This window comes from Staphylococcus coagulans, assembly GCF_022557135.1.
In the GTDB taxonomy this organism is placed as follows: Bacteria; Bacillota; Bacilli; order Staphylococcales; family Staphylococcaceae; genus Staphylococcus; species Staphylococcus coagulans.
Genome location: NZ_CP092966.1, coordinates 759,431 through 783,584, shown reverse-complemented (window position 1 = coordinate 783,584; position 24,154 = coordinate 759,431). Strand labels below are relative to the sequence as shown.

At 34.1% G+C, this 24,154-nt stretch carries 29 protein-coding genes, 1 pseudogene and 1 other annotated feature; of the genes and pseudogenes, 1 reads left to right on the top strand and 29 read right to left on the bottom strand.

Translation table 11 applies throughout. The annotated features are described in order from the left end of the window. Positions 1–126: 126 nt before the first annotated feature. Positions 127–1,764 (bottom strand): ribosomal protection-like ABC-F family protein, encoded by a 1,638-nt coding sequence (gene abc-f, locus KM149_RS03510; RefSeq protein WP_214970851.1) that lies wholly within the window; start codon positions 1,762–1,764, stop codon positions 127–129. Positions 1,765–2,304: 540 nt separating this feature from the next. Here abc-f and KM149_RS03505 point away from each other — a divergent pair. Continuing rightward, complete coding sequence (locus KM149_RS03505) at positions 2,305–2,856, top strand: cysteine hydrolase family protein (RefSeq protein WP_214970854.1); 552 nt, start codon at positions 2,305–2,307, stop codon at positions 2,854–2,856. Positions 2,857–2,978: 122 nt separating this feature from the next. On the opposite strand, the gene KM149_RS03500 is transcribed toward KM149_RS03505, so the two are convergent. The 28 genes and pseudogenes from KM149_RS03500 to rplR all read right to left on the bottom strand — a co-directional run bounded on the left by KM149_RS03500 (position 2,979) and on the right by rplR (position 24,133). Further along, entirely contained in the window at positions 2,979–3,725 is a 747-nt protein-coding gene (locus KM149_RS03500; RefSeq protein WP_214970858.1) for a MerR family transcriptional regulator, read from the bottom strand. Further along, a pseudogene (locus tag KM149_RS03495) lies at positions 3,704–4,258 on the bottom strand (DUF2268 domain-containing putative Zn-dependent protease); the annotation flags it as partial. The gene KM149_RS03500 and the pseudogene KM149_RS03495, both read right to left, overlap by 22 nt. A 24-nt stretch (positions 4,259–4,282) precedes the next feature. Next, positions 4,283–4,615, bottom strand: a complete 333-nt coding sequence (locus KM149_RS03490; protein ID WP_241415525.1) for a hypothetical protein — start codon at positions 4,613–4,615, stop codon at positions 4,283–4,285. 357 nt (positions 4,616–4,972) lie between these two features. After that, entirely contained in the window at positions 4,973–6,646 is a 1,674-nt protein-coding gene (argS, locus tag KM149_RS03485; RefSeq protein ID WP_214970861.1) for an arginine--tRNA ligase, read from the bottom strand. A 43-nt stretch (positions 6,647–6,689) separates the two neighbouring features. Continuing rightward, positions 6,690–6,903: a binding site (T-box leader), on the bottom strand. Between the two features lie 263 nt (positions 6,904–7,166). Next, positions 7,167–7,295: an aminoglycoside 6-adenylyltransferase gene (locus KM149_RS12010; protein ID WP_214970864.1), complete on the bottom strand. Its 129-nt coding sequence runs from the start codon at positions 7,293–7,295 to the stop codon at positions 7,167–7,169. 393 nt (positions 7,296–7,688) lie between these two features. Continuing rightward, positions 7,689–9,119 (bottom strand): ATP-binding protein, encoded by a 1,431-nt coding sequence (locus KM149_RS03480; protein ID WP_060829552.1) that lies wholly within the window; start codon positions 9,117–9,119, stop codon positions 7,689–7,691. A 500-nt stretch (positions 9,120–9,619) separates the two neighbouring features. Continuing rightward, positions 9,620–10,807 carry an MFS transporter gene (locus KM149_RS03475; RefSeq protein WP_214970868.1) on the bottom strand — a complete coding sequence of 396 codons (1,188 nt, stop codon included), beginning with the start codon at positions 10,805–10,807 and terminating at the stop codon, positions 9,620–9,622. A gap of 1 nt (position 10,808) precedes the next feature. Continuing rightward, the gene (locus tag KM149_RS03470) at positions 10,809–11,078 is read right to left on the bottom strand and encodes a DUF2087 domain-containing protein (protein WP_165546202.1); all 270 of its coding nucleotides are present in this window, start codon (positions 11,076–11,078) and stop codon (positions 10,809–10,811) included. 23 nt (positions 11,079–11,101) lie between these two features. Beyond that, a complete protein-coding gene (locus KM149_RS03465) occupies positions 11,102–11,371 on the bottom strand; it encodes a hypothetical protein (protein ID WP_165546201.1) in 270 nt (89 codons plus the stop codon). Further along, the gene (locus KM149_RS03460) at positions 11,368–12,723 is read right to left on the bottom strand and encodes a lantibiotic dehydratase C-terminal domain-containing protein (protein WP_214970871.1); all 1,356 of its coding nucleotides are present in this window, start codon (positions 12,721–12,723) and stop codon (positions 11,368–11,370) included. The genes KM149_RS03465 and KM149_RS03460 overlap by 4 nt, the downstream gene beginning before the upstream one ends. Positions 12,724–13,035: 312 nt before the next feature. Next, positions 13,036–13,428 carry a 30S ribosomal protein S9 gene (rpsI, locus tag KM149_RS03455; protein WP_016426376.1) on the bottom strand — a complete coding sequence of 131 codons (393 nt, stop codon included), beginning with the start codon at positions 13,426–13,428 and terminating at the stop codon, positions 13,036–13,038. Between the two features lie 19 nt (positions 13,429–13,447). Then, the gene (gene rplM, locus KM149_RS03450) at positions 13,448–13,885 is read right to left on the bottom strand and encodes a 50S ribosomal protein L13 (RefSeq protein ID WP_016426375.1); all 438 of its coding nucleotides are present in this window, start codon (positions 13,883–13,885) and stop codon (positions 13,448–13,450) included. A 215-nt stretch (positions 13,886–14,100) separates the two neighbouring features. Then, positions 14,101–14,904 (bottom strand): tRNA pseudouridine(38-40) synthase TruA, encoded by an 804-nt coding sequence (gene truA / locus KM149_RS03445; RefSeq protein ID WP_214970873.1) that lies wholly within the window; start codon positions 14,902–14,904, stop codon positions 14,101–14,103. Positions 14,905–14,924: 20 nt separating this feature from the next. Continuing rightward, positions 14,925–15,728 carry an energy-coupling factor transporter transmembrane component T family protein gene (locus tag KM149_RS03440; protein WP_050330271.1) on the bottom strand — a complete coding sequence of 268 codons (804 nt, stop codon included), beginning with the start codon at positions 15,726–15,728 and terminating at the stop codon, positions 14,925–14,927. Then, complete coding sequence (locus tag KM149_RS03435) at positions 15,718–16,584, bottom strand: energy-coupling factor transporter ATPase (protein WP_241415524.1); 867 nt, start codon at positions 16,582–16,584, stop codon at positions 15,718–15,720. Before KM149_RS03435 ends, KM149_RS03440 begins: the two co-directional genes overlap by 11 nt. Further along, entirely contained in the window at positions 16,581–17,390 is an 810-nt protein-coding gene (locus tag KM149_RS03430) for an energy-coupling factor transporter ATPase (protein ID WP_050345312.1), read from the bottom strand. The genes KM149_RS03435 and KM149_RS03430 overlap by 4 nt, the downstream gene beginning before the upstream one ends. A 516-nt stretch (positions 17,391–17,906) precedes the next feature. Next, positions 17,907–18,275 carry a 50S ribosomal protein L17 gene (gene rplQ, locus KM149_RS03425; RefSeq protein ID WP_016426370.1) on the bottom strand — a complete coding sequence of 123 codons (369 nt, stop codon included), beginning with the start codon at positions 18,273–18,275 and terminating at the stop codon, positions 17,907–17,909. 16 nt (positions 18,276–18,291) lie between these two features. Beyond that, positions 18,292–19,236, bottom strand: a complete 945-nt coding sequence (locus KM149_RS03420; protein ID WP_016426369.1) for a DNA-directed RNA polymerase subunit alpha — start codon at positions 19,234–19,236, stop codon at positions 18,292–18,294. Between the two features lie 75 nt (positions 19,237–19,311). Then, positions 19,312–19,701 carry a 30S ribosomal protein S11 gene (gene rpsK, locus KM149_RS03415; protein ID WP_014613235.1) on the bottom strand — a complete coding sequence of 130 codons (390 nt, stop codon included), beginning with the start codon at positions 19,699–19,701 and terminating at the stop codon, positions 19,312–19,314. Positions 19,702–19,725: 24 nt separating this feature from the next. Beyond that, on the bottom strand, positions 19,726–20,091 hold the full coding sequence (gene rpsM / locus KM149_RS03410; protein WP_014613234.1) for a 30S ribosomal protein S13: 366 nt from the start codon (positions 20,089–20,091) through the stop codon (positions 19,726–19,728). Positions 20,092–20,114: 23 nt separating this feature from the next. Further along, positions 20,115–20,228, bottom strand: coding sequence for a 50S ribosomal protein L36 (gene rpmJ, locus KM149_RS03405; protein WP_002509257.1), 114 nt, complete (start codon positions 20,226–20,228; stop codon positions 20,115–20,117). 31 nt (positions 20,229–20,259) lie between these two features. Continuing rightward, on the bottom strand, positions 20,260–20,478 hold the full coding sequence (gene infA / locus KM149_RS03400; protein WP_001118443.1) for a translation initiation factor IF-1: 219 nt from the start codon (positions 20,476–20,478) through the stop codon (positions 20,260–20,262). Between the two features lie 158 nt (positions 20,479–20,636). Then, entirely contained in the window at positions 20,637–21,287 is a 651-nt protein-coding gene (locus KM149_RS03395) for an adenylate kinase (protein WP_016426368.1), read from the bottom strand. 17 nt (positions 21,288–21,304) lie between these two features. Then, on the bottom strand, positions 21,305–22,597 hold the full coding sequence (gene secY / locus KM149_RS03390) for a preprotein translocase subunit SecY (protein ID WP_016426367.1): 1,293 nt from the start codon (positions 22,595–22,597) through the stop codon (positions 21,305–21,307). Continuing rightward, positions 22,597–23,037: a 50S ribosomal protein L15 gene (gene rplO / locus KM149_RS03385; RefSeq protein WP_016426366.1), complete on the bottom strand. Its 441-nt coding sequence runs from the start codon at positions 23,035–23,037 to the stop codon at positions 22,597–22,599. Before rplO ends, secY begins: the two co-directional genes overlap by 1 nt. A 16-nt stretch (positions 23,038–23,053) precedes the next feature. Then, positions 23,054–23,233, bottom strand: coding sequence for a 50S ribosomal protein L30 (gene rpmD, locus KM149_RS03380; RefSeq protein WP_050330247.1), 180 nt, complete (start codon positions 23,231–23,233; stop codon positions 23,054–23,056). Between the two features lie 16 nt (positions 23,234–23,249). Then, a complete protein-coding gene (rpsE, locus tag KM149_RS03375; RefSeq protein WP_016426364.1) occupies positions 23,250–23,750 on the bottom strand; it encodes a 30S ribosomal protein S5 in 501 nt (166 codons plus the stop codon). A gap of 23 nt (positions 23,751–23,773) precedes the next feature. Next, positions 23,774–24,133: a 50S ribosomal protein L18 gene (gene rplR / locus KM149_RS03370; protein WP_050330246.1), complete on the bottom strand. Its 360-nt coding sequence runs from the start codon at positions 24,131–24,133 to the stop codon at positions 23,774–23,776. Between the last annotated feature and the right edge of the window lie 21 nt (positions 24,134–24,154).

The window sequence follows — 24,154 nt, the reverse complement described above, 5'->3', positions numbered from 1 at the left end:
CGATAAGCTTTTATCGCTAATGAACACATTACCTTTTTTCATTTCTTAGTGATCTGTTGATTTCCGTTGTGATCTATTTTAATTATCAAATACGTACTAACTTGGGAATATTGAGTCAGAACAGTGTCATCGATTAGATTTTTGTCTTACTTCTGAATTTCTTTTTTGTTTTGCATAACTGTAATGACCCGGATAATAATGAAGTTGTTTATTGTCAATCCAGTACGTTTTTGAAAAATGATTATCCAGAAAATATCGATCATGTGAAACAGCAATAACAGTGCCGTCAAACTCCTCTAAAGCTTCTTCCAATGCTTCTTTGGCATCAATATCTAAGTGATTTGTCGGCTCATCAAGTATGAGCACATTGAATTGTTGAGAAATCATTTGCGCCCATCTTAAACGCATCTTTTCACCACCACTTAAATCTTTTACTTTTTTATAGACATCGTACCCATAAAAAAGATATTTTGCCAGATGGTTTCTCGCTTCTCCTACAGACACATGTGCATATTGTCTAAAAGCCTCAAGTACTGACATCTCTCCAGTATTAAATTGATGTTGGGACAAATAACCAATGCGGTGTGTTTCAGCAATTTGAACATGACCTTCGTCAGGCACAACTTCTTTTAACAACAATTTTAACAGCGTGCTTTTACCTGTTCCATTTGCACCTACAATGGCCACCCTATCATGGCGTCTAATTTTCATATTTACCCCTTCAAATAAGATATCATCATACATTTTAGCAACATCTTTTAAGACAAAGATATCTTTTGAAGCACTTTCTGTTTGGGCGATATCTAATTTCATTTTGTTATGCTCTAATCGAGGCTTAGGTTTGACTTCAATCCGCGCTAGAGCTTTTTCCATGCTTTTTGCACGACGATGCATCGACGCATTGGGTGGCTTCGCTTGGTTCGCCCAAATTTTTAATTGCTTAATTTGGGCTTTCATTTTTTGAATTTTCTTTTGCTGGGTTTGATATGCTTTAAATTCGCTTAAAATACGTTTCTCTTTTTCAATGACGAAATTTGAATAATGACCGGGATATACATATAACTGATGTTGATCAATTTCTAATATTTGAGTGACCGTTTCATCTAGAAAGTAACGATCATGTGAAATTACCATCACGGCACCTTTATATTGTTGGATAAACTTTGTTAGCCATTCTATACTTTCTATGTCTAAATGATTCGTAGGTTCATCAAGCAGTAACAATTCTGGTGATTGGAGTAACAACATCGCTAAACCTACTTTTGTCTGCTCCCCTCCAGATAGATCGGACCATTTTTTCGTTTTAAGGTATGCAATTTTTAAACCGTTGAGCACAAAATCAATTTTGTAATCTCTCTCGTAACCCCCTAAAGTCTCAAATTCATTTTGCAATCGGTCATATTGCTTTAAAATCTGATCGATGTCATCCATTCCTTCAACCATCTTAGCTTCCAGCTGTCTCATTCGTTGTTCGATACCATTCAAAGTGTCGAAGGCTTGATAAAGCTGGTTTATTACAATAGCATCGGCTGGTAGATTTGGAATTTGTGCTAGGAGTCCTACTTTGACATCCTTAGCAATACTAATAAAGCCTTCATCTGCTTGCTCTTTTTTAGCTAATAATTTAAATAAAGTCGTTTTCCCTTCACCATTTCGACCTATTAAACCAATTCGATCATTTTTATTCACTTCAAATTTAATATGATCAAAGACTTTATCTCCGGCATATGATTTCGTGAGTTGACTCACATTGACGATATTCATTTTTTATTCCTCCATATCGCTAGAGGAATTTGTGTCAGTATTCCTCTAGAAGATGTATTTGTTTAAAATTAGACAGACTCCACCAATTTTTAACAAAAAACGCAAATTTCCCACGTATAATAAGGACAAATCTTACACGCTTCACATCTTCTAAAAACATACTGACACCTCCGTTCATATAATGATATATCTAATTATATTCTAGTTTCACTTGTGTTTCAAATCGCTTATACCTATTTTAACTCAAACAGAATTTTAGCCCCAACCTTATTTTATTGCTATTATGATGAATAAGCGGTGTTGAGACATGATTTCCAATTCTCTACTTAAGTTGAACTTCGTATCATACTTTCAAACTATTGAATGATTTGATTTCTGAATGAGATTTGACGTAGAAATTCATTCTCTTTCAGAATCTGTATTTTACGATTATGCCCAATTTCTAAAAAACTAAAAATAATATTTAAGCTGGAATGTTTGATGTCTCGGTACACGATGAAAGTGATTTATTATTCTTATTAAGAAGGAGCGTATACGAAAATGACAAAACAAGGTTTACTTATTATAGATGTTCAGAATGATTACTTTGAAAACGGCAAAATGCCTCTCCATAATCCTGATGAGGCATTAGCTCACATTAACTTACTTGAAACATGGTTCCATGAGCATGATTTTCCAGTATTTTACATCCAACATATATTTCCTAATGACGACGCTGCATTTTTCGTACATGACACAGAAGGCGTTCAATTACACCCTCAACTTAAGCGTAATGAACAAGACCCGGTGATTACGAAGCAAGCGCCTAACAGTTTCTTTCAAACAAATCTTGCCAATCAATTAGCTGATTATGGTGTCACTGACATAGTCATTACAGGAATGATGACACATTTATGTGTAGACTCAACCACACGTGCTGCTAAAGAACTCGGTTATCCATCCACATTAATCCATGATGCGACTGCAACACGTGCATTATCACTAAATGATCAAACTGTCGCACCTGAAGACGTCCAAAATGCCTTTATCTCCAGTTTAAGTAACTTCGCAGAAATTCAATCGACTAATCAATTTTTAAGCCAACATGAGTAAATAAACCTATAAATCCCAACAAAGTTGACTGGGGCTGTACACACTTGCTTTAGCGTTGAACAGCCCCTTCATCTATTGCAATTTAGAGATTTAAAGTGCTTTGAAGACTCACATTTTATATCTCAGTTGTTATTTTTAATACATGATTGTGCCAAGTGATAATGAACCGCTTCAACGATAAAGTGAGTCAACTTTGGATGATCAAATTGCTTAAAATAATCTTTAAATCGTTCATCTTGATGATAAGTTGTTGCAATACAGCAGAGTGTCTCATCATCAAAGTCAGCAAAAGTGCGCATGAGATTTTTCCATTCTATTACAACATGATAAACTTCCGTATCGTTGATATCCCGCTCTGATACATGTACAAAAGCTTTAAATATTGTCATCATTTTATCTTTAGACTCAACACTATTTAATTGATGGTCCTCATTATGTTCAATAAAACTACGATAAGCGGGTGTATTACCATATTTTATTTTAGCTTCTTCTTGATATTGAGCTTGTAAGTTATTGTTCAACTCATCAATTTCTAGAACCGGCATGCCCTCTATCCATTTGGACACTGCTTTTTTCGCTTTTTCTAATCGTTCAATTTTTTCATTCAAAATGACCATTTCATCTTTTAATGATGCCATTAAATTTGTTTCGTCCATTGCCATTATTTTAATGATTCTTTTAATACTTACATCCATCGATCTCAGTAATAAAATTTTTTGTAATTGCATTAAATGACGTTGCGTATAGACTCTGTGATGATTTTCATTTTTTTGGGGTGATAATAAACCAATTTCATCATAATAATGTAAAGTCCGCTTCGTTACGCCAGTGATTTTGATGATGTCTTTTATACGATATTCGTATTCCAAAATGATTCCACCTCGTTTAAAATTTCTTGTGCTGACCTCATAGTTGCTTCTTCAATCCCGCAGTTTGTCTTGTCTAAATAAGTTTTAACAAGATAATAACCGCAAGTATAACCTGCTGAGTGAGGTAACCCTACTTGATTGCCACTATATAATTGAGCAATCTCATCCCCGTATAAATAAGGCATTGCTTCAAACATGTTATCAATGTCTAGATGTTTTCCTATGATATTTTTTATTAATGCTTGTGATTGATTCCAATCTATCGCCGTTACCCAAGGTCCTAAATATGACTTCCCATACATGGCCTCAACAAAATTCTCAGCTAAACCTTCAGAAATAATTAATTCTGCAAGAGAGCCACCGTCCCATTGAATGTATTGGTATCTCAAGTTATGATTGAACTCATGTGCAATGGCACTTTTTGTTCGCTTCAAAGTATACGCATTTGGAACTAATGAAAGCCATACATATCCCGGTATTCCGCCTTCTCCTCCATAGTTTTGATTAAGGAACATCGTTGGCTTTTTTTCATCTCCTAATAAGACCGTAAATGTATACTAACTAACCTTTGAATGCATCCCCTTCTTTTCAAAACGCTTCAGTACATCTTCAATCGCACTTATACAATTATCCCAAAAATCATCATCAAGCATATCCATTTGTTTTTTATAACTCGAATTAAATTCTGCAGGCGAAACATGGGTTTGATTCATCAGCATTAAGGCATCAAAACCTGATGCTGTTGGTTCAAAGGGTATCTGTTGAATTTCAAATTTTTCTCGAAAATGCTTTAATAAATTTTCTCGAAAATAAGCGTCTCTCTGTGCGCGATCTAATTCCAATAATTTCAAATAAATTTTATCAGATTTTATGATATGAATGGGTGGCATTGTTATCCCTCCTTAACCTCAATATAATGGATGACGTAACGTGACGCGCAAGACTTTCAACGTTATTTTTTTATATTTATAAAGTTCTTTTATATTTATGTTTGAGGTTATTCATGATTATATATGGGAGCTTTATTTTTTTGAAAACGCGTATAAAAAAAGAAGCGAGTAAGTAAATATTTTTTACTTAGTCACTTCTTTTTTTGATAAGGATATTATTCTTCAACTATATTTGTTTAGCAATATAGAAATATCATGTGTAAAAAAAGAGTATTGATTCATGCTTAGCCAGACAGCATTTGAGCTTTCTTGGGTTTAACGCAATCATTTCATGCAGGACAGAAAATATTGTTAACTTTACAATTCGCGTGGTGATTTAATACCTAATAATCTCAAACCTTCTTCGATAACTGTAGATACTGATAATAAAACGCCGATTCTATCGTTAAGCATCTCTTGATCATCTAATATTCTCACTTTTGCATAGTAAGTATTGAAGCGACGTGCTAACTGCAATAAATATTTAGCAAGTTCAGCTGGCGACTTTCTTTCCATTGCTGATATTAATACTTCATCAAATAAATCTATAGTTTTAACAATATCCCACGCTTCTTTATCTAAATTTTTTATTTTTAATTTCTCACTTTCTACATTTGCTTTACGAATAATAGCGTGGATTCTGGCGTTGGTATACTGAAGATATAGACACGTATTACCTTCTGGCTTTAACATTTCTTCTAAATTAAATTCGATATCATTCTGACGATCATGCTTCAAGTCATTAAATATAACAGCACCTATGCCTACTTGTTCACTCACTTCATCAATATTTTTCAGTTTTGTTGATTTTTCTTTAATATTATACTTTGCTAATGCGACTGCCTCATTCAATACATCTTCGAGAAAAATCACTTTACCTTTACGTGTCGACATTTTCTTGCCATCTTTTAAAATCATACCAAAGGAAATATGTTTCATATGGTTTGCCCATTGATACCCCATAAGTTTCAATACTTCTATCAGCTGTTTAAAATGAAGCGATTGCTCATTACCAACAAAGTAATATGAATAAGAAAAATCATACGTTTCCTTTCTATAAATGGCTGTGGCTAAATCTCTCGTTATATAAAGGGTAGAACCATTATTTTTCTTTATTAAAGCTGGAGGCATATCAGAAAGCTTTACAACTTCTGCACCTTGATCTAGGACTAATAAGTGTTTTTTCTTCAATAATTCTACAACGCTCTCCATTTTATCATTATAAAAAGCTTCTCCATTATATGAATCAAAAGTGATGTTCAAGCGCTGATATAACTGATTAAAAGCATTTAATGAGACTTCTCTAAACCACTGCCACAACTCAGTATACGCTTGATGATTCTGCTCGAGCATTAAAAATGCATGGCGCCCTTCTTCGTTAAGCTTTTCATCATGCTCAGCCGCTTCATGAAATTTTACATAGAGTTTGAATAATTCAGTAATAGGGTCTGCAGTAACAGCATCCTTATCTCCCCATTTCTGATAAGCTACAATTAATTTTCCAAACTGCGTCCCCCAATCCCCTAGATGATTGATCTTAACAGGCTGATAATTCAGTTTCTCCATAATAAGTGCCATTGCATTCCCAATTACAGTTGATCTCAAATGTCCCATCGAAAATGGTTTAGCAATATTAGGTGAAGAAATATCCATCGTCACGACTTGTTGTTGACCTATATCCTGCTCGCCAACAGATTTACCTTTTTGTAAAACATCATTAATGACATCCAATCCTACATAGTTTGGAGCAAAAAACACATTTAAATAGCCGTTGATAGCTTGGATTGACTTAATTTCTTTCCTTTCAATATTGTCCTTTAGTTCTTCTGCAATAACTCTAGGATTCTTTTTTAAATGTTTACTTAAAGCAAAACAAGGAAATGAAAAATCGCCTTGTTCTTGATATTTAGGTCGCTCTATTAGTTTTAAAATCTCTTGTACTGTTAAGAACGAGATATGTTCAGATAATATATTAGCTAACAATTGCTTCATTAAAAATCACTCCCTATTAAAATAAAAAAAGTCCACCCCCTATCATAGAGGTGAACTTTACATCCACGGTACCACTCATATTTATGCCTAAAAACATACACTCTCATTGTTAACGATGTGACCACCGAACGTACCTACTTAAGTTCAATACGTTACCCACAAGACGCGCTTCATCAATATAATTTTTGCTATTCTCCCACCCTCAATAGCTCGCTATAAAAAAATATACAATTACTCTTCTTGTGCAAAGTTTGCTTATATAATTTTAATTATAATAACATAAAGCAATTTCTTTATCTAGCCCGTATGGATAATTAGGTATATACATTCATCATACATATATTGTTAGGGTTTCTTTTAGGGCCTCAAGCAAAAAAGATTAAGCAACACGATGCTACTTAACCTCTATAGTATGCTCATTAGTCCTATTTGACAGAGGGCCTAATATAGGACCAAACTGCTTGTGCCATTCTTTATCTTTAACAAATTCATTTACATATTCAGTTGCAAAAATAATATCTTAATCTTGAAGTCGATCATTCCCACTATAGGGATTAGCTCTTGACCCATTTAGTAAGACGGATACAATACGTTCATCTTGTTTAGCTATATCGAGAATTAGTTTCAATATATCACGAGCATCGCGCATAAGTAATCTCCTTTATTACATTATCTAGTAATTAGATCAATAGTCACATGATTGCATAAACTGAACAGTTTAAGTTATCTTTAAATTACTTCTATAGTATCCAAATATCACCTAAGTCAATATGATCAGGCTCAACAACCAATTCAAATAAAAAATTTTTAGCATACTCTTCCTTTGTAGCGTTACAGTACTCGAAAGTTTTTTATTTTACTCGAAACTCTTCGAACACCTTGATATTATTGGATTTTCTATATAGCTCAGCACTCTACCTTTTGAGCTACTCGAAAGTTTTTTATTTTACTCGAAACCCTTCGAACACCTTGATGTTATTGGACTTTCTATATAGCTCAGTACCTTTCCTTTTGAGTTACTCGAAAGTTTACAAATTATTTATCAATCTAATAAGTAATACGTTCTTTTCGGATCATTTTTACTTGATCCATGCGTAGATATGACATTCATTTCTTCTAATTCTTTTAACCTTTTTCTTGCTGTAGGAACAGATCTTTGAATTATCGCAGCAATTTTCGATGCTGTTAATTCTCCTTGGTTATATAAATGTCTCACAATTAATTCTTGTTGCTCATTTAAGCTATCAAATAACTCAGGCGTGATTATATTGCTTACTCGACCTGTTTCTCTTTCTTTCCTAGCAACAATATTATTCTTCAAAGTCAGCTGAACTGAACTATTATTGGGCTCTGAATAAACAGGATCATCTAGAAAATAGTCTTTCATTTCATCAAATATACGTCCAACACCTTCATTTGATTCTCTAACCCACTTATATTGAGTTAATGCAGCGGCTAATTTAGGATTTCGTGAATACCTTTCTTCTTTAATATTTTCTAAAGTAACAGAAGCAGGAAGTGCACCTGGACTACTAATTTCTAATCTATCATCAAACATTTTTATTCTAATATGATCACCTTGATTATCATATCTGCGATGTATAATCGCATTAATCATCCCCTCAAACCACGCAAATTCAGGATATTCAGGTAGCGTGACAAATTTGCCTTCTTTTCCTAGAAAGGTGTATTCTCGTAATTGAGTATTGATAAAAGCTCTTGCTTCTCTGATTGCTATCGGTAAGGCTTTTTCAAAAGTAATATCTTTAACTACATTAAGTCGAGCACCTGTCTCTTCTTTAGTACCTTCATATCTCATAAATCGAATTCTAGCACTGGGTAAGTAAACATTGATATTATTACTAAATAATAACAAACCAGCTACTGTCAATTTACCTTCACGCATGAAGCCCCTAGCTTTTAATAGTTTTTCGTTTTCTACATTTGTATTAAGTAATTGTTTAAATTCATTTACTAGATTTTCATCCACATCTTCAAAACTCGAGTACTCCACTAATTCTTCTTCAAAGCGACGTGCACCACGATCGTACTCTAAATTTGTAATTTGGTTATGTGTAAGTTTTCTACTCTTATCGTTAATTCTTAAATAAACTGAATCATCCTTTAAAGTGATAATAGCATCATAACTAGGTTCAATATCAAAAACCAAAATTTGATCTAGGGTTCCATCAAGTTTTTTCACGTCTATTAATTCATATGTATATTTAGGTATTCTGTATAAATGTTCAAATGGTGCTTCTATATATAATTCTTTCTTTTTTGCTTTTGCATGATTAAAACCTGAGATCTCTCCATTGTCCTCAATACCAATCACTAATTTGCCACCTTCCGCATTCGCAAACGCACAGATATGCTGAGCAACATCTTTAGGGCTTATTGATGCTCTCTTTCTATCTAACAGTTGCCCCTCAACCTCAGTTTGTAAGAAATGTAGATAATTACTAATAGTCATATTTAAACCTCTCAATCATGCATATTATTGATTTCATTATATCATTCAATCAAATATCAATCGATTAACATTTGCAGCTATACCATCTTTATGAATAAATTATAGAGTAAAAAATATCAATTGATATAGTTACATTAGGTTGAACTTCGCATATTTTACTAAACAAAATAGGCTCTCTGTCAAAAATCGGACTGGTGATTGATAGAATCACCAGTCCGATTTATATAAAGCCATTTAAATTCCTGGATTGTATAATTAACGGTCTCTTATTATATTTGCATCATACAACTTTATGGGTATATCGTTACTTATCTTTTATTATATCTACTGTACTTTCCTTCTAAGTAAAAAATTGGCTACGTTAAGTGCTTATTATATTTTATGTTATTTCAATCCCTATGATTCGTCAGTAATTTTAAATACTATAAAATATTCCATTAAACTATCAATAATAGCTACTGTATCAACCCTTATCATTAAATGACTTCAAAAAATTATTTTTAATGTTTCTTATATCTGGTTTTTAGTATTATAAAATTTATTATTATTAAAAATAAACTAATGTATACGAACGTTTCCCAAGCATAAAAGACATCTCTTCGCTCTGAAACATACCCATTGAATGGTAATAAAGACATCGTTACAATAGATTCTATAGTATAAAACGTAGATATAAAAGAAGATCTTATGCTGTCATTCTTAACTAAATCTCTATGCATATATACACTTGTCTTAACACTAATAATAGTGAATATAATTATATGTACCATAAAAAATATGGTAGAATATTCACTATGTGTCATGATAAATATAATTATTATATCAATGAATATATATACCATAATTTCTTTCAGACCATCAAAAATTTTAGGGATTTTTGGAATAATTAAATTTGTTAGCATTCCAATCAATGATATTCCTACCCATAAATATGCTATGTTGCTTTTAAAAGCTACTTGCCATTGGTTTGATGGACCAATGTCAAGAATAGTAGGTACTACTAGCATTATTAATATCAAAACTAAAGATTTGTCTCCTCTAAATATTGATATAAGTTTTTTGAAATTTGTGAACCATATTGATTTTATTTGTAGTACTCCAGCATTGAGATTTTCAACATCTGAGTTACCTTTTCTTTCCGGTAATAAAATGTATATCAAGTATGATAGTACAATAAAATATAAAGCACTTAATATTATAGGAAGGTTAATGTTTATTTTAAATAAATACTCAGCACTAATGAATCCTACAACCAAAGAAAATAAAGAACCAAATAATGCCACTTTAGAAAATACACGCTCTAAATTCATAGCTTTTTTGTCAGTCAGTTGGTTCATGTACCAACTTCCTAAACTTCCAGATAACATGGATTCCGCTACACCTGTTATAAGCCCCGAGACAATTAGTAAAAAGAAATTTTCACTAACTAGAAGAATTAATCCACACGCTCTCATTAAACAGCTGTATATAACCACTCTTTTCTGGCCTATAGTATCAGCTAAAATTCCAGTAGGTAATTCACTGATGGCTGCCGCACCCCAGAAAATAGACAAGTATAGTCCAGCTTCAGTAAAGCTATATCCCAAGTTAATTAAAAAAATATAGATAACTGGCGAAAAGAGTGCAATCCCTGATAAAATTGATGTATTGAATCCAATAAATAATTGGGTTAATTTATACTCATTCATTTTAGCTAATCTCTTTTCCCCTAGTTGTTAATTTATACTCTTGTCCTTCCTTATCTCGAGATAATAGCGAGTAATCAACCAAATATCGTCTCAATAACACATAATCATCATAAAAAGAACGTAGTATTAAATTTATTTCTTTTTCTTTATAAGTTCTATTTTCTTCAAACTCCATAGCCAATATTTTCATTAACTCTCTTTTATCTTTTTCTTTTCTAGGTATTGTATGAATTTTATTATTTTTCATAAATCTTTCTTTAATTTCACTCATTTTTCCGCCTCCAATATAATTTCTCAATATATATATTTGTATATTTCTCTTTCTTTTTCAATGTCTACGCCCATTATTCTATTATTACTCATATGAATAATTGATAATACTTCTTCTATATTAGATATATCGTAATTACTTTGAATAATTTTCTCATCAAAATCGATACGTCTATCTCTTATAACACCTGTAATGTACTTCAATCTTTCTCGATCACAATTTCCAACTTTATATCGTTTGAAAGCTTTTAATACTTGTTCATTGCTTAATTTAAATTCTTCAATTAATGTCAATGTGTTACATAATAAATCTCAGTATTTATTTCTTTTAGACTAAAAAAATCAGTTGCAGATTTATTATAAAAAGAGAGGATTCTATTCGTATCTTTTAATGACATTTGTTCAAAGTTTTCAATTCCAATATCTTTATACCTTAGATTTTCTCGAAAATATGGTTCTAAGATATAATAATCAACCAATTCGCTTTGATTAAAATAACTTTCAATACTTAAAGCATCTTCTTTATAAAATCTTATTCTTAGATACTCTTTATTATTGTCTTTGTAATTAACATAAAAAAACCGTTGAAAAACCGTTCTTAAATTAATCAAAAATTCAACTACATCCATATTATATTCATATAAATATACTTTATAATATTTCCACTTTCTTAATGATAATTCATCATTATTATCTAATTCATATTTTTTTATAATTTCATTACTTATACTATTCGAGTTCGATTCATTGTCTACAACAGAATATATCAATTCATTGTTATGTATATTTTTATCTACCGAGAAATTTAACTGTGATGACAATAATTCCTTTAAAATTATTTTATTATATAATCGATACTCTTTAAATAAATAATCAAAATCTTCTTTGAGATTCAGGATTAATTCCTGGTCTTCTTTGATATAGACGACATACATTTCTATCTTACCAAGGTGTAACAGACTATCAATATAATCTTTTAAACTAGCTCTACTTCCAAATACATTTCCAATAATCCATGTTCTTCGAATAATGATATACTTATTATCTATAACCACTCTAGGTATATATATCAAGACGTCATAAAGTTTAGGATGAATAATATTTTTATCTAAATTATTTATATCTCCTAGTAAAAGTAACGCTCTTAATTGTGGTGTATAATGCAGCATAGATAAATTAGTTAGCTTTCTTATATTAATCAGTTTCTTTTCTGCATTATATATGCTTAAAATTTTTTTATTCTTATCGTATCCAACATATAAATCAGAAATATTATATCCACTTCTACTGTAAATATTAATATTTAAGTTGTTAGATTTCACAGGAGGCATAAACTTAGCTAAGTCTTTATCTTCCGTACTTAAATTCATTCCTAATAAGTTTTGTTTTATTGCTATATTTGTACTACCTATATTTTTGACTGTTCTTAAGTTATCCAAGTTATACTTGTTATCCAATACATTTAAGTGAATATCTACAGATCCTATATCATTTTTACAAGTTGGTATTTCTTTTAATGATAGGTTAATTTCTTCTTTATTATTGTTTCTTTGAGCAAGATAGTTTAAATATTCAAATAACTCGTTTTCACAATTATATTCGTATCTTACATTACAACATAAATCTATAAAACCCTCGTCTTTCAACACTTCTTCAAGAGGAACTAAATAATTATTATATTCCTCAAAAAAGTAGTCTGTTAGTTCAGAATACCCCTCTAGCTCATTAATACCCGAAAAATTTTGTATAATTTTATAATTTTTGGTTGTATATTTTTTGAACTGAACCCCTCATTTTAGACACATAAAATAAAAATTAATTCATTGATTTTTTTAATATATAATATGAACTTATTAAGTCCAGAGGTATTAACGGGGTATTATTCATGCACAAATCATATAAAAAGCACCTCTCGAGTATTTTCGAGAAGTGCTGTAAATGTTGATATAACAACGATATTAACGTTTTGAGAATTGTGGTGAACGACGTGCTTTTTTAAGACCTGGTTTTTTACGTTCTTTCATACGTGGGTCACGAGTAAGTAATCCAGCACGTTTTAAAGAACCTCTGTATTCAGGATCTGCTTCTAATAATGCACGTGCAATACCGTGACGGATTGCTTGTGCTTGACCAGTGAAACCGCCACCGTGTACATTAACTAAAACGTCATAGTTACCTTTAGTTTCTGTTACATCAAATGGTTGGTTTAAGTCTAAGATTAATGATTCGAATGGTAAGTAGTCGCGTACATCGCGATCGTTCACTTTGATGTTACCTTCACCTGGTACTAAACGTACACGTGCTACTGAGTTTTTACGACGGCCTGTGCCTTTATATTCAACTTGTGCCAATGTAATTTCCTCCTTCTAATTAACCACGTAACTCGTAGTTTTCTGGTTGTTGTGCAGCGTGTGGATGTTCAGCGCCACCATAAACGAATAATTTTTTACCTTGTTTTTCACCTAAACGTGAACTTGGTAACATCCCTTTAATTGCGTTTTCTAATAAACGTTCTGGGTTTGTACGTCTTAATTCACCAGCAGTGATTGATTTTAAACCACCTGGGTGATTTGAGTGACGGTAGTAAATTTTATCGCTTTCTTTTTTACCAGTAAATTCGATTTTTGAAGCGTTAATGATGATAACGTAATCACCACTGTCAACGTGTGGTGTGTAAGTGACTTTATTTTTACCGCGTAAGATAGCTGCGACTTCTGAAGCTAAACGTCCTAAAGTTTGTCCTTCAGCATCAACAACATACCATTTGCGCTCAATGTTTGATTCATTTGCCATAAATGTTTGACGCATAATATTGTCCTCCTAGTGAATAAATCTTTCCTATTTGTCTTTCAGCTGGTTGTGACAGCACAACCTAGAGCGAGATATTTATTCCGTTAACTGTTGTTCTTTCCTGCTTATATATCTTTGTAACACAATAAGTTTCCGGGGCTTATCGTGGGGTGATATAAAACAATACCGTTAACTATCTTATAAGTTTTACGCCTTAATGTCAATGTATTTCATTAAATTTGTGACGATTTTTTCGTATGAATATTAATTGTTTCACCAAAGTCTATTTTGAGCTGTTCTGGCGATAAATATACCTTTTCTAAATAGAGACCTTCTGCCGGTGCTGTATGTGGTACAAGCGTTCGATCTTTCATTTTAAGAATATGTGGAATATCCTCACCTTGTCGCTTACCTTTTCCGACTTCAAGTAAGTAAGCCATAATGACACGTACCATATTATATAAAAAACCTGACCCTGTAATAATAAAATCTAAGCCATCTTCAGTGACTTCAATGCGACTTTCATAAATCGTACGTGTTTTACTTTCAACTTCAGTCTTTTGAGAACAGAAACTAGTAAAATCATGCGTTCCAATAAAATGACGTGCAGCTGCTTGCATCGCTTCAATATTAAGTGCATGGGCCTCGAGCGTTTTTAAATGCGCGAGAAATGGATTGCGATGTGCATCTTGATAAATAGCGTATCGATAGCGTTTACCTACACAATCATAACGACAGTGAAAATCTGAATCGATTAAAGAGACTTCATGAACATAAATATCATCTGGTAACGCACTATTCATGGCATGTTGCCACTTATTAGGCGTAATATTCAAATCCGTATCGAAATGGAAATACTGTTCTTTTGCATGAACACCACGATCTGTGCGACTTGTAGGATGAATTCGAACAGGCTTTTGATGCATGCGTTTCAATATTTTTTCAAAATAGCCTTGCACTGTACGACCTTGGTTTTGAATTTGAAAGCCTAAAAATTGTGCCCCATTATAACTGATTTTCACTAACACACGTTGCATAAAATTCTCCTTTTCTCAATCTAAAAATGATGGCCTAACCATATCGAAATGACTGCAATTGGAATGATACTTAGTAAGGCAAGCGTATCTTTAACGTGCCATTCTAGTACACGATAACTTGTTCTCTGCTGATTTGCATCATAGCCTCTCACTTCCATAGCGATAGCCAATTCTTCTGCACGTTGAAAGGCAGAAATAAACAATGGAATCATTAAAGGGATAAACGCCTTAATACGTGCCACAATGGAGCCAGAACTAATATCTGAGCCCCGAGATTTTTGTGATAACACAATTTTATCTAATTCTTCCATCAAAGTAGGAATAAATCGTAGTGCAATAGACATCATCATACTTAACGCAGCTACAGGGACTTTGATATATTTCAACGGTTTAAATAAACGATCAAAAGCTTCTGTAAGGTTTAGAGGACTTGTCGTCAAAGTAAGTAGTGTTGAAATAATCATAATGTAAGCAAGGCGCAGTACAATTAAAATCCCTTCTCTAATTCCATTAGAATCAATAGACAGAATGCCCCATTCAAATAATCGTGTTCCGCCTTTCGTTAAAAACAGATGCATCACTAGTGTTAATAGTAAAAAGATAAAAATTGGAAGTAACCCTTTTAAAAGAAACCCCAGTGGAATACGTGCGGCTTTTAAAATCATTAACAATATGAAAGCAAGCCACAAATAACTATACGGATGGTGACTCAAAAAAATAACAATAATAAATAAAAATACAAAGATGAATTTACCACGTGGGTCTAAGCGATGAACGAAAGTGTCTAATGGTAAGTAACGTCCAATAATCAATTTATCTTTCATGACGTTGCCTCCATTCTTTGAACATCGTAGCAAACGCCTCTTCTGTCATTGCAAGCTGTTCAAATTGAATCCCTAAGCGCGCTTCAATATCTCTTTGTAAACGCACGATATCAGGCAAACAAAGGTGCAAAGCTTGAACGTCTCCAGTACGTGAAAAAAATTGTTGTGGTGTCGTCGATTCAATAAGGCTCCCTTTTTGCATTATTTTAACTTCGTCAGCAAATCGTGCCACATCATTCATATCATGTGTCACTAAAATGACCGTTTTATGCTGTTCCAGTTGCAATTTTTTAAATAACTGCATAACCTGTTCTCGACTGCGTGGATCTAATCCTGCTGTAGGTTCATCTAAAATTAAAATATCAGGATCCATCGTGAGAATTGCAGTGAGTGCGACTTTTCTCATTTGACCGCCTGACAGTAAGAAAGGAGATTGCTTCATTGTGGCTTCTGCATCAAAACCTAACTCTGTTAATAAGCGCATCGCTTTGGCACGCGCTGCTTCAATATCCAGTCCGTAGTTTTGAGGACCAAATAGTACTTCCTTTTCGACTGTCTCTTCAAAAAGTTGTGACTCAGGAAATTGAAACACCATCCCAATTCGTTTTCTAATTGACTTTAATTTTTTATCTTTTGTCTTTGGATTGATGGCGACGTCTAATACTTGCATATGGCCTTGTGTAGGTTTTAAGAGCCCATTGAAATGTTGAATTAAAGTTGATTTCCCTGAGCCTGTTTTTCCAATAATGGCATAATAACGCCCAGGTGAAAATTCAGTTGATATTTGATTGAGTGCTTGATATTCATACGGCGTCTTTTTCTGATACGTGTATGAAACTTCTTCAAATTTAATCATATTAAACGCTCCAATAATCCTTCATAAGTCATAAAACCTGGTTCCATATTTAATAGATTCGCGACACGCATTTCAAATGGCAAGTCTAAGCCAAGTGTCACTAATGACTGCCCGTGTTTAAATATCGAATCTACTGAACCATTTAAATAAACTTCACCTTGGTTCATCACGATTACTTGATCTGAGCTGACAACTTCAGAAAGGTCATGCGTAATCGCAATCACTGTCACCCCTTTTGTTTCGTTCAAGTGTTTGACCATGGCAAGTATGTCACGCTTTCCTTCTGGATCCAACATGGCTGTCGCCTCATCTAAAATAATTAATTGTGGCTCTAATGCAAGGACACCCGCAATCGCAACACGTTGTTTTTGTCCCCCTGACAATGCGGTCGGCTCATGATTTTGCTTGTCATACATATCGACGTCTTTCAAAACAGCTGGCACAATTTGATGCATCTTATCATAAGAAACATTTTTATTTTCTAAGCCGAAAGCAACGTCATATTTCACAGTTGAGCCAACAAACTGATTTTCAGGATTTTGAAATACGATTCCAATATGATGGTGAAAAGCTGGCCGATCTTTGCCTTTAATCGATATGCCATTGACCTTTATATCTCCAGTAAAATCTTGCTCGATGCCTGTTAGAAGTTTCGCTAAAGTAGATTTTCCTGAGCCATTGTGACCGACAATCGAAACCCAATCACCTTTTTTAACTTTAAATTGAACATCATTCAAAACACGCGGTTGTTGTTCGTCGTATTGAAATGATACATGTTCAAATTCAATCAGGTTTTCGTCTTTCATTCAGCGTCCCTCCATTTGTACTAATACGCTTATTTTACAAAAAAAGACATGATTTGTATATGTATCAAGCCATATAAATAAAGAGCGGAACAGAAATCGAATGGATTTCGTAGTTCCGCCCTTCGCAGAGATGATGCGTTTTTATAAAAAATTGAGTTCACATGCATAAAGCATCGTTTACTCATTTTTATCGTTGATAGTACATGGCGCAGTTATAAACCAAGCATGAACAACTTCTGCTTGGTTTATTCGATGTTAAAATGAATCGCTAAGTATTATGAGTGCACCATTCAGCGACACATACGTGTAAAGAAGCTGGATGTGATTCAATAAGATTTGGCGATGTCATCTTGATTTACGACCGATTACACTAAAAAAGCGCGCACCCCATCCTCATTGAGTTCACGCTTTGTCGTCAATATTTAGTTGGATGGGGTACTCTGAGCTAGACAATATTTGTATGTGGCAAACATTATCGTTGCACTCATTTGCTTTAATGTAGTAGTAGTGTATTAATTAAACTAATTCGATAATTACTTTTAATGCGCCATCGCCGTGACGTGGAGCAACTTTAAGAATACGAGTGTAACCACCTTGACGTTCTTCATAACGTTCAGCGATTTCACCGAATAATTTTTGAAGTGCTGTTTGTGTTGTTTCATCTTCGTTTAAGATTTCAACATTACGTAAAGTTTTTGCTGCTTGACGACGAGAAGCCAAGTCACCTTTTTTACCTAAAGTGATTAGTTTTTCAACTACGCTACGAAGTTCTTTCGCACGTGCTTCAGTCGTTTCGATGCGCTCACTTACGATTAATGATGTAGCTAAATCACGTAACATTGCTTTACGTTGATCTGAAGTACGACCTAATTTTCTGTAACCCATGAGTTAACCTCCTTTATCAATCTTCTTTTCTTAGACCTAAACCTAAGTCTTCTAATTTATATTTTACTTCTTCAAGAGACTTGCGACCTAAGTTACGAACTTTCATCATATCAGCCTCTGATTTATCAGCGAGTTCTTGTACAGAGTTGATGCCTGCACGTTTAAGACAGTTGTAAGAACGTACAGATAAGTCTAATTCTTCGATAGACATTTCTAATACTTTTTCTTTTTGATCTTCTTCTTTTTCAATCATAATTTCAGCATTTTGTGCTTCATCAGTTAAACCAACAAAGATATTTAAATGCTCAGTCATGATTTTCGCTGCTAATGAAACAGACTCTTGTGGTGTGATTGAACCATCAGTCCATACGTCTAATGTTAATTTATCAAAGTCAGAACTTTGACCCACACGGGTATTTTCCACTGTGTAATTCACACGTTCTACTGGTGAGTACAATGAATCAACTGGAATAACACCGATTGGTAGATCACTTGAGTTGTTTTGATCAGCTAATGCATACCCACGCCCTGTACTTGCAACTAAACGTAATTTAAGGTGACCACCTTGCGCTACTGTTGCAATTTTAAGATCTGGGTTTAAGATTTCAACATCACTGTCATGTGTGATATCTTTTGCAGTGACTTCGCCTTCTTCTTTAACATCGATTTCAAGTGTTTTATCTTCTTCTGAATATATTTTAAGTGCTAACTTTTTAATATTCATAACAATTGTTGATACGTCTTCAACGACATGATCAATTGCTGAGAATTCGTGTAAAACACCTTCAATTTCGATATATTTAACAGCCGCACCTGGTAATGATGATAGTAGGATACGACGTAAGGAGTTTCCTAGTGTAGTACCGTAACCACGTTCTAGTGGTTCAACAACGAACTTACCGAATTTAGCATCATCACTAACTTCAATTGTCTCAATTCTAGGTTTCTCAATTTCAATCATTTACATATCCTCCTTAAGTACGTCGACTTGCATAAACTTTAAATTCAAGTGATTTGTGACAAAACAAAAATTTAATTATACGCGACGACGTTTTGGTGGACGGCAACCATTATGTGGTACTGGAGTAACGTCTTTAATCGCTGTTACTTCTAAACCTGCTGATTGTAATGCACGGATCGCTGATTCACGACCTGGACCAGGGCCTTTTACAGTTACTTCTACTGATTTTAAACCATGTTCCATTGCTGCTTTTGAAGCTGTTTCAGATGCCATTTGTGCTGCGAATGGAGTAGATTTTTTAGAACCTTTGAAACCAAGCGCACCTGCAGATGACCATGATAAAGCATTACCGAATTCATCTGTAATAGTTACAATTGTATTGTTGAATGTTGAGCGGATGTGTGCCACACCGTTTTCAATATTCTTTTTCACTCTACGTTTACGTGATACTTGTTTACGTGCCATAGTATAATTTGCCTCCTTTACCTATTATTTTTTCTTGTTAGCTACAGTTTTAACTGGGCCTTTACGCGTACGCGCATTGTTTTTAGTTTTTTGACCATTTACTGGTAAACCACGACGGTGGCGGATACCACGGTATGATGAGATTTCCATCAAACGTTTGATGTTTAAGTTTGTTTCACGACGTAAGTCACCTTCAACTTTATAGCCGTCAACAACTTCACGGATACGACCTAATTCATCATCAGTTAAGTCTTTAACACGTGTATCTTCTGAAACGTTTGCTTCTGAAAGGATCTTTTGTGCTGAAGTTTTACCGATACCGTAGATATAAGTTAATGAGATTACTACGCGTTTATCACGTGGGATATCAATTCCTGCAATACGTGCCATTATATTTTACACCTCTCTTTTAATTAACCTTGTTTTTGTTTATGCTTAGGATTTTCACAAATTACCATTACTTTACCTTTACGTTTAATGACTTTACATTTTTCGCAAATTGGTTTTACTGATGGTCTTACTTTCATTTTTAAACCTCCTTCAATGTTGGAGTGACAATTATTTATAACGATATGTGATTCTTCCGCGTGTCAAATCATACGGAGACATTTCTACTGTTACTTTATCGCCAGGTAGAATACGAATATAGTTCATTCGAATTTTACCACTCACATGTGCTAGAATTTCATGACCATTTTCTAATTCTACTTTAAACATTGCGTTTGGTAAAGTATCTAATACTGTACCTTCAAGTTCGATAACGTCTTGTTTTGCCATTGGAATAACGCCTCCTTTTTGTTGTAAGGATGTTGAATATTAACTCAATAATCGCTTGGCTCGTTTCACTTTCAAAATATCGTTATAAAGCCTTATCACAATCAAATACATTTATGATACTAAAGATAACGACTTAAGAAGTGATAACCAAGTCGCTATTATTTTAATGATTCCAAAATATTTATGACGTCTGCTGTAACTTCATCAATATTTCTAGAACCGTCAATATTTTTCAGAACACCTTGTTTGCTGTAAAAATCTAAAATAGGTTTAGATTGTTTTACGTTTACTTTCAAACGATTAGCAACAGTTTCTGGGTTGTCATCTTCACGTTGATAAAGCTTACCACCATCAAGATCACAAACACCTTCAACTTTTGGAGGGTTGAAAACAAGATGATACGTTGTGCCACAAATCTCGCAAATACGACGACCTGTAAGACGATTCATTAATTCCTCTTCTGGCACTTCGATATTCACAACTGCATCAATTGTTCTACCAAGTTCTTCTAGAATAGAATTTAAAGCTTCTGCTTGCTCAATCGTACGAGGAAATCCATCTAATAAGAAACCTTTTTTCGCATCGTCTTCAGAGATACGTTCTTTGACAATACCTACTGTTACTTCATCTGGTACGAGTTCCCCACGATCCATAAATGATTTTGCCTCTTTACCAAGCTCAGTTTCATCTTTAATCGCTTTTCTAAACATATCCCCCGTTGAAATATGAGGAATAGGGTACTTTTTGGTAATCTCAGTCGCTTGAGTCCCTTTACCAGCACCAGGTAATCCCATTAAGATAATGTTCATGAGTGCCCTCCTACATATTATCGTCTACCAAAGCCTTTATATTCTTTTTCATTCACTTGTGCTTCTAAGCTTTTCATTGTCTCAATCGCTACACCGATAACGATGAGTAAGCTTGTCCCACCTAACTGAATGGCTTGAGGTAAGTTCATTACTTTAGTCGCAATAATTGGCAAGATTGCAATGACTGCTAAGAAAATTGAACCTACAAAAGTTAAGCGATAAAGGACTTTCGTAATATATTTTTTAGTTTGTTCACCAGGACGAATTCCTGGAACATAACTGCCTTGCTTCTTAAGATTTTCTGCCATTTTTTCTGGGTTAACTTGGACAAATGCATAAAAATAAGTAAATGCAATGATCAAGATCACATAGACAACCATACCCATATTATTAGATGGGTCTGCATAGTTCCCCACTTTTTGTGCCCAATCTGCTTTTGGGAAAATCAATGTTAACGTTCTTGGCAATAAGAAGAATGCCATAGAAAAGATAACTGGAATAACCCCTGCAGAGTTCACTTTTAACGGTAAGTACGTTGCTTGTGAACCAAGTCGCATGTTGGATTGTTTTTTTGCATATTGAATCGGTATTTTACGAATGGCTTGTAAAACATATACAGCCCCAACAGTAAGTAAAATCATACCTAATACGAGACCGCCTACTTTTAACCAAGCAAGTGTCACATCATCTTGACCGATAAATTCTTGTTGATAGAATTGGATCAAGGCAGATGGAAGTGTAGATAAAATACCTGCAAAGATAATGATAGAAATACCATTACCCACACCATATTGTGTGATTTGTTCACCCAACCACATTAAAAACGCAGTTCCTGCTGTAAGCACTACTGCAATAAGCAAATAAGACATTACACTTTGCTCTTTAATAAGAGTTCCGTTCAAATAGTTATTGAACTGAAACGCCATACCAATGGACTGAATAAATGCTAAAACAATTGTAAAATAACGCGTAAAGTTAGTTAACTTCTTACGTCCTGTTTCACCTTGTTTTGCCCATTCAGTAAATTTCGGTACAATGTCCATCTGCAACAATTGTACTACGATAGAAGCAGTGATGTAGGGCATGATTCCCATTGCGAAAATGGAAAAGTTCTTCAAGGCTCCGCCACCAAAAGTGTTTAACAAGTCAGTGACGCCTTGAGAACCTTGTCGATTATCAAAAGCTTCTGGATTAACACCAGGTGCTGGGATGTACGTACCTATTTTGAAAATGACTAACATTGCAAGAGTAAAAAGTATCTTGTTACGAACTTCTTTTGTTTTGAAAAAGTTCACAAGCGTGTGAAACATTAGATCACCTCGTGTGCTCCGCCTTTCGCTTCAATAGCGTCCTTAGCTGATGCTGAGAATTTATGCGCTTTGACAGATAATTTCTTTTCTAATGAACCATTACCTAAAACTTTAATGCCAGATTTTTCACTTTTAACTACGCCTGTTTCGATTAATAATTCAGGTGTTACCTCAGTACCATCTTCAAATTTGTTAAGTTGGTCTAAGTTAACGATAGCATATTCTTTACGATTAATGTTTGTGAAACCACGTTTAGGAATACGACGGAATAATGGTAATTGACCACCTTCGAAACCTGGTCTTACGCCACCACCTGAACGTGCTTTTTGACCTTTTTGACCACGACCACTAGTTTTACCGTTACCTGTAGCCGCACCACGACCTACACGGTTACGTACTTTACGTGAGCCTTCTGATGGTTTTAATTCATGTAATTTCATTTTGGCACCTCCTTAATTATTTTTCTTCTACTGATACTAAGTGACTTACTTTGTTGATTTGTCCACGAATTGCTGGGTTGTCCTCAACGATAACAGAAGAATGGATCTTGTTAAGACCTAAAGCTTTAACTGTTTTACGTTGTGTTTCTGGACGCCCGATAACGCTTCGAGTGAGGGTGATTTGTATTTTAGCCATTTAAATGTTTCCCTCCTTAATTATAAAGTTCTTCTACTGATTTACCACGTAAACGGGCAACATCTTCAGCATTTTTTAAGTTTTGTAAACCATCAATTGTTGCGCGCACCATGTTGATTGGTGTGTTTGAACCTAAAGATTTACTTAAAATGTCAGTAATACCTGCAAGTTCTAATACGGCACGAACTGGGCCACCTGCGATAACACCAGTACCAGGTGCTGCTGGTTTCATTAAAACACTTCCTGAACCAAAACGTCCAGTAATTGTGTGTGGTGTTGTACCATCAACACGTGTTACAGTGATAAGATTTTTCTTCGCTGCTTCAACTGCTTTTTTGATTGCTTCAGGTACCTCTTGTGCTTTACCAGTACCGAATCCAACGCGACCATTTTTGTCACCTACTACTACAAGTGCAGTAAAACGGAAACGACGACCACCTTTTACTACTTTAGCAACACGGTTAATCGTAACTACGCGTTCTTCAAATTCTTTAACTTCTTCTTCTCTACGAGCCATTATATATTGTCCCTCCTTTTAAATTAAAATTGAAGTCCATTTTCACGAGCTGCATCTGCTAATGCTTTCACACGGCCGTGGAATAAGTATCCTCCACGATCAAATACAACTGCTTCGATTCCTTTTTCGCTTGCTTTTTTAGCAATTGCTTCACCGACTTTAGATGCTAATTCAACTTTTGTAGCTGAAGCGTCTGCATCAACGTCTTTAGTAGAAGCTTGTGCTAGAGTTACGCCTTTAGTATCATCAATGATTTGTGCATAGATGTGTTTGTTTGAACGATATACGTTTAGACGTGGCTTTTCGCTAGTACCTGACAATTTCGTACGAACGCGTGCATGTCTTTTTAAACGTACTTTGTTTTTATCAATTTTGCTGATCATGTCAATACTCCTTTCTGTAGA

Excerpts from the sequence above, each read along its gene's own strand:
- argS (WP_214970861.1), bottom strand. The coding sequence starts at position 6,646 with ATGAAGCAATTGTTAGCTAATATATTATCTGAACATATCTCGTTCTTA.
- truA (WP_214970873.1), bottom strand. The coding sequence starts at position 14,904 with ATGCAACGTGTGTTAGTGAAAATCAGTTATAATGGGGCACAATTTTTA.
- KM149_RS03505 (WP_214970854.1), top strand. The coding sequence starts at position 2,305 with ATGACAAAACAAGGTTTACTTATTATAGATGTTCAGAATGATTACTTT.
- rpmD (WP_050330247.1), bottom strand. The coding sequence starts at position 23,233 with ATGGCTAAAATACAAATCACCCTCACTCGAAGCGTTATCGGGCGTCCA.
- KM149_RS03430 (WP_050345312.1), bottom strand. The coding sequence starts at position 17,390 with ATGAAAGACGAAAACCTGATTGAATTTGAACATGTATCATTTCAATAC.
- rplM (WP_016426375.1), bottom strand. The coding sequence starts at position 13,885 with ATGCGTCAAACATTTATGGCAAATGAATCAAACATTGAGCGCAAATGG.
- rplR (WP_050330246.1), bottom strand. The coding sequence starts at position 24,133 with ATGATCAGCAAAATTGATAAAAACAAAGTACGTTTAAAAAGACATGCA.
- rplQ (WP_016426370.1), bottom strand. The coding sequence starts at position 18,275 with ATGGGTTACAGAAAATTAGGTCGTACTTCAGATCAACGTAAAGCAATG.
- abc-f (WP_214970851.1), bottom strand. The coding sequence starts at position 1,764 with ATGAATATCGTCAATGTGAGTCAACTCACGAAATCATATGCCGGAGAT.
- KM149_RS03435 (WP_241415524.1), bottom strand. The coding sequence starts at position 16,584 with ATGATTAAATTTGAAGAAGTTTCATACACGTATCAGAAAAAGACGCCG.
- rpsE (WP_016426364.1), bottom strand. The coding sequence starts at position 23,750 with ATGGCTCGTAGAGAAGAAGAAGTTAAAGAATTTGAAGAACGCGTAGTT.
- rplO (WP_016426366.1), bottom strand. The coding sequence starts at position 23,037 with ATGAAATTACATGAATTAAAACCATCAGAAGGCTCACGTAAAGTACGT.
- rpmJ (WP_002509257.1), bottom strand. The coding sequence starts at position 20,228 with ATGAAAGTAAGACCATCAGTAAAACCAATTTGCGAAAAATGTAAAGTC.
- KM149_RS03440 (WP_050330271.1), bottom strand. The coding sequence starts at position 15,728 with ATGAAAGATAAATTGATTATTGGACGTTACTTACCATTAGACACTTTC.
- infA (WP_001118443.1), bottom strand. The coding sequence starts at position 20,478 with ATGGCAAAACAAGACGTTATCGAACTTGAAGGTACAGTATTAGATACT.
- KM149_RS03490 (WP_241415525.1), bottom strand. The coding sequence starts at position 4,615 with ATGCCACCCATTCATATCATAAAATCTGATAAAATTTATTTGAAATTA.
- rpsM (WP_014613234.1), bottom strand. The coding sequence starts at position 20,091 with ATGGCACGTATTGCAGGAATTGATATCCCACGTGATAAACGCGTAGTA.
- secY (WP_016426367.1), bottom strand. The coding sequence starts at position 22,597 with ATGTTTCACACGCTTGTGAACTTTTTCAAAACAAAAGAAGTTCGTAAC.
- rpsK (WP_014613235.1), bottom strand. The coding sequence starts at position 19,701 with ATGGCACGTAAACAAGTATCACGTAAACGTAGAGTGAAAAAGAATATT.
- KM149_RS03480 (WP_060829552.1), bottom strand. The coding sequence starts at position 9,119 with ATGACTATTAGTAATTATCTACATTTCTTACAAACTGAGGTTGAGGGG.
- KM149_RS03475 (WP_214970868.1), bottom strand. The coding sequence starts at position 10,807 with ATGAATGAGTATAAATTAACCCAATTATTTATTGGATTCAATACATCA.
- KM149_RS12010 (WP_214970864.1), bottom strand. The coding sequence starts at position 7,295 with ATGCGCGATGCTCGTGATATATTGAAACTAATTCTCGATATAGCTAAA.
- KM149_RS03395 (WP_016426368.1), bottom strand. The coding sequence starts at position 21,287 with ATGAACATTATCTTAATGGGATTACCTGGTGCTGGTAAAGGGACTCAA.
- KM149_RS03470 (WP_165546202.1), bottom strand. The coding sequence starts at position 11,078 with ATGAGTGAAATTAAAGAAAGATTTATGAAAAATAATAAAATTCATACA.
- KM149_RS03420 (WP_016426369.1), bottom strand. The coding sequence starts at position 19,236 with ATGATTGAAATTGAGAAACCTAGAATTGAGACAATTGAAGTTAGTGAT.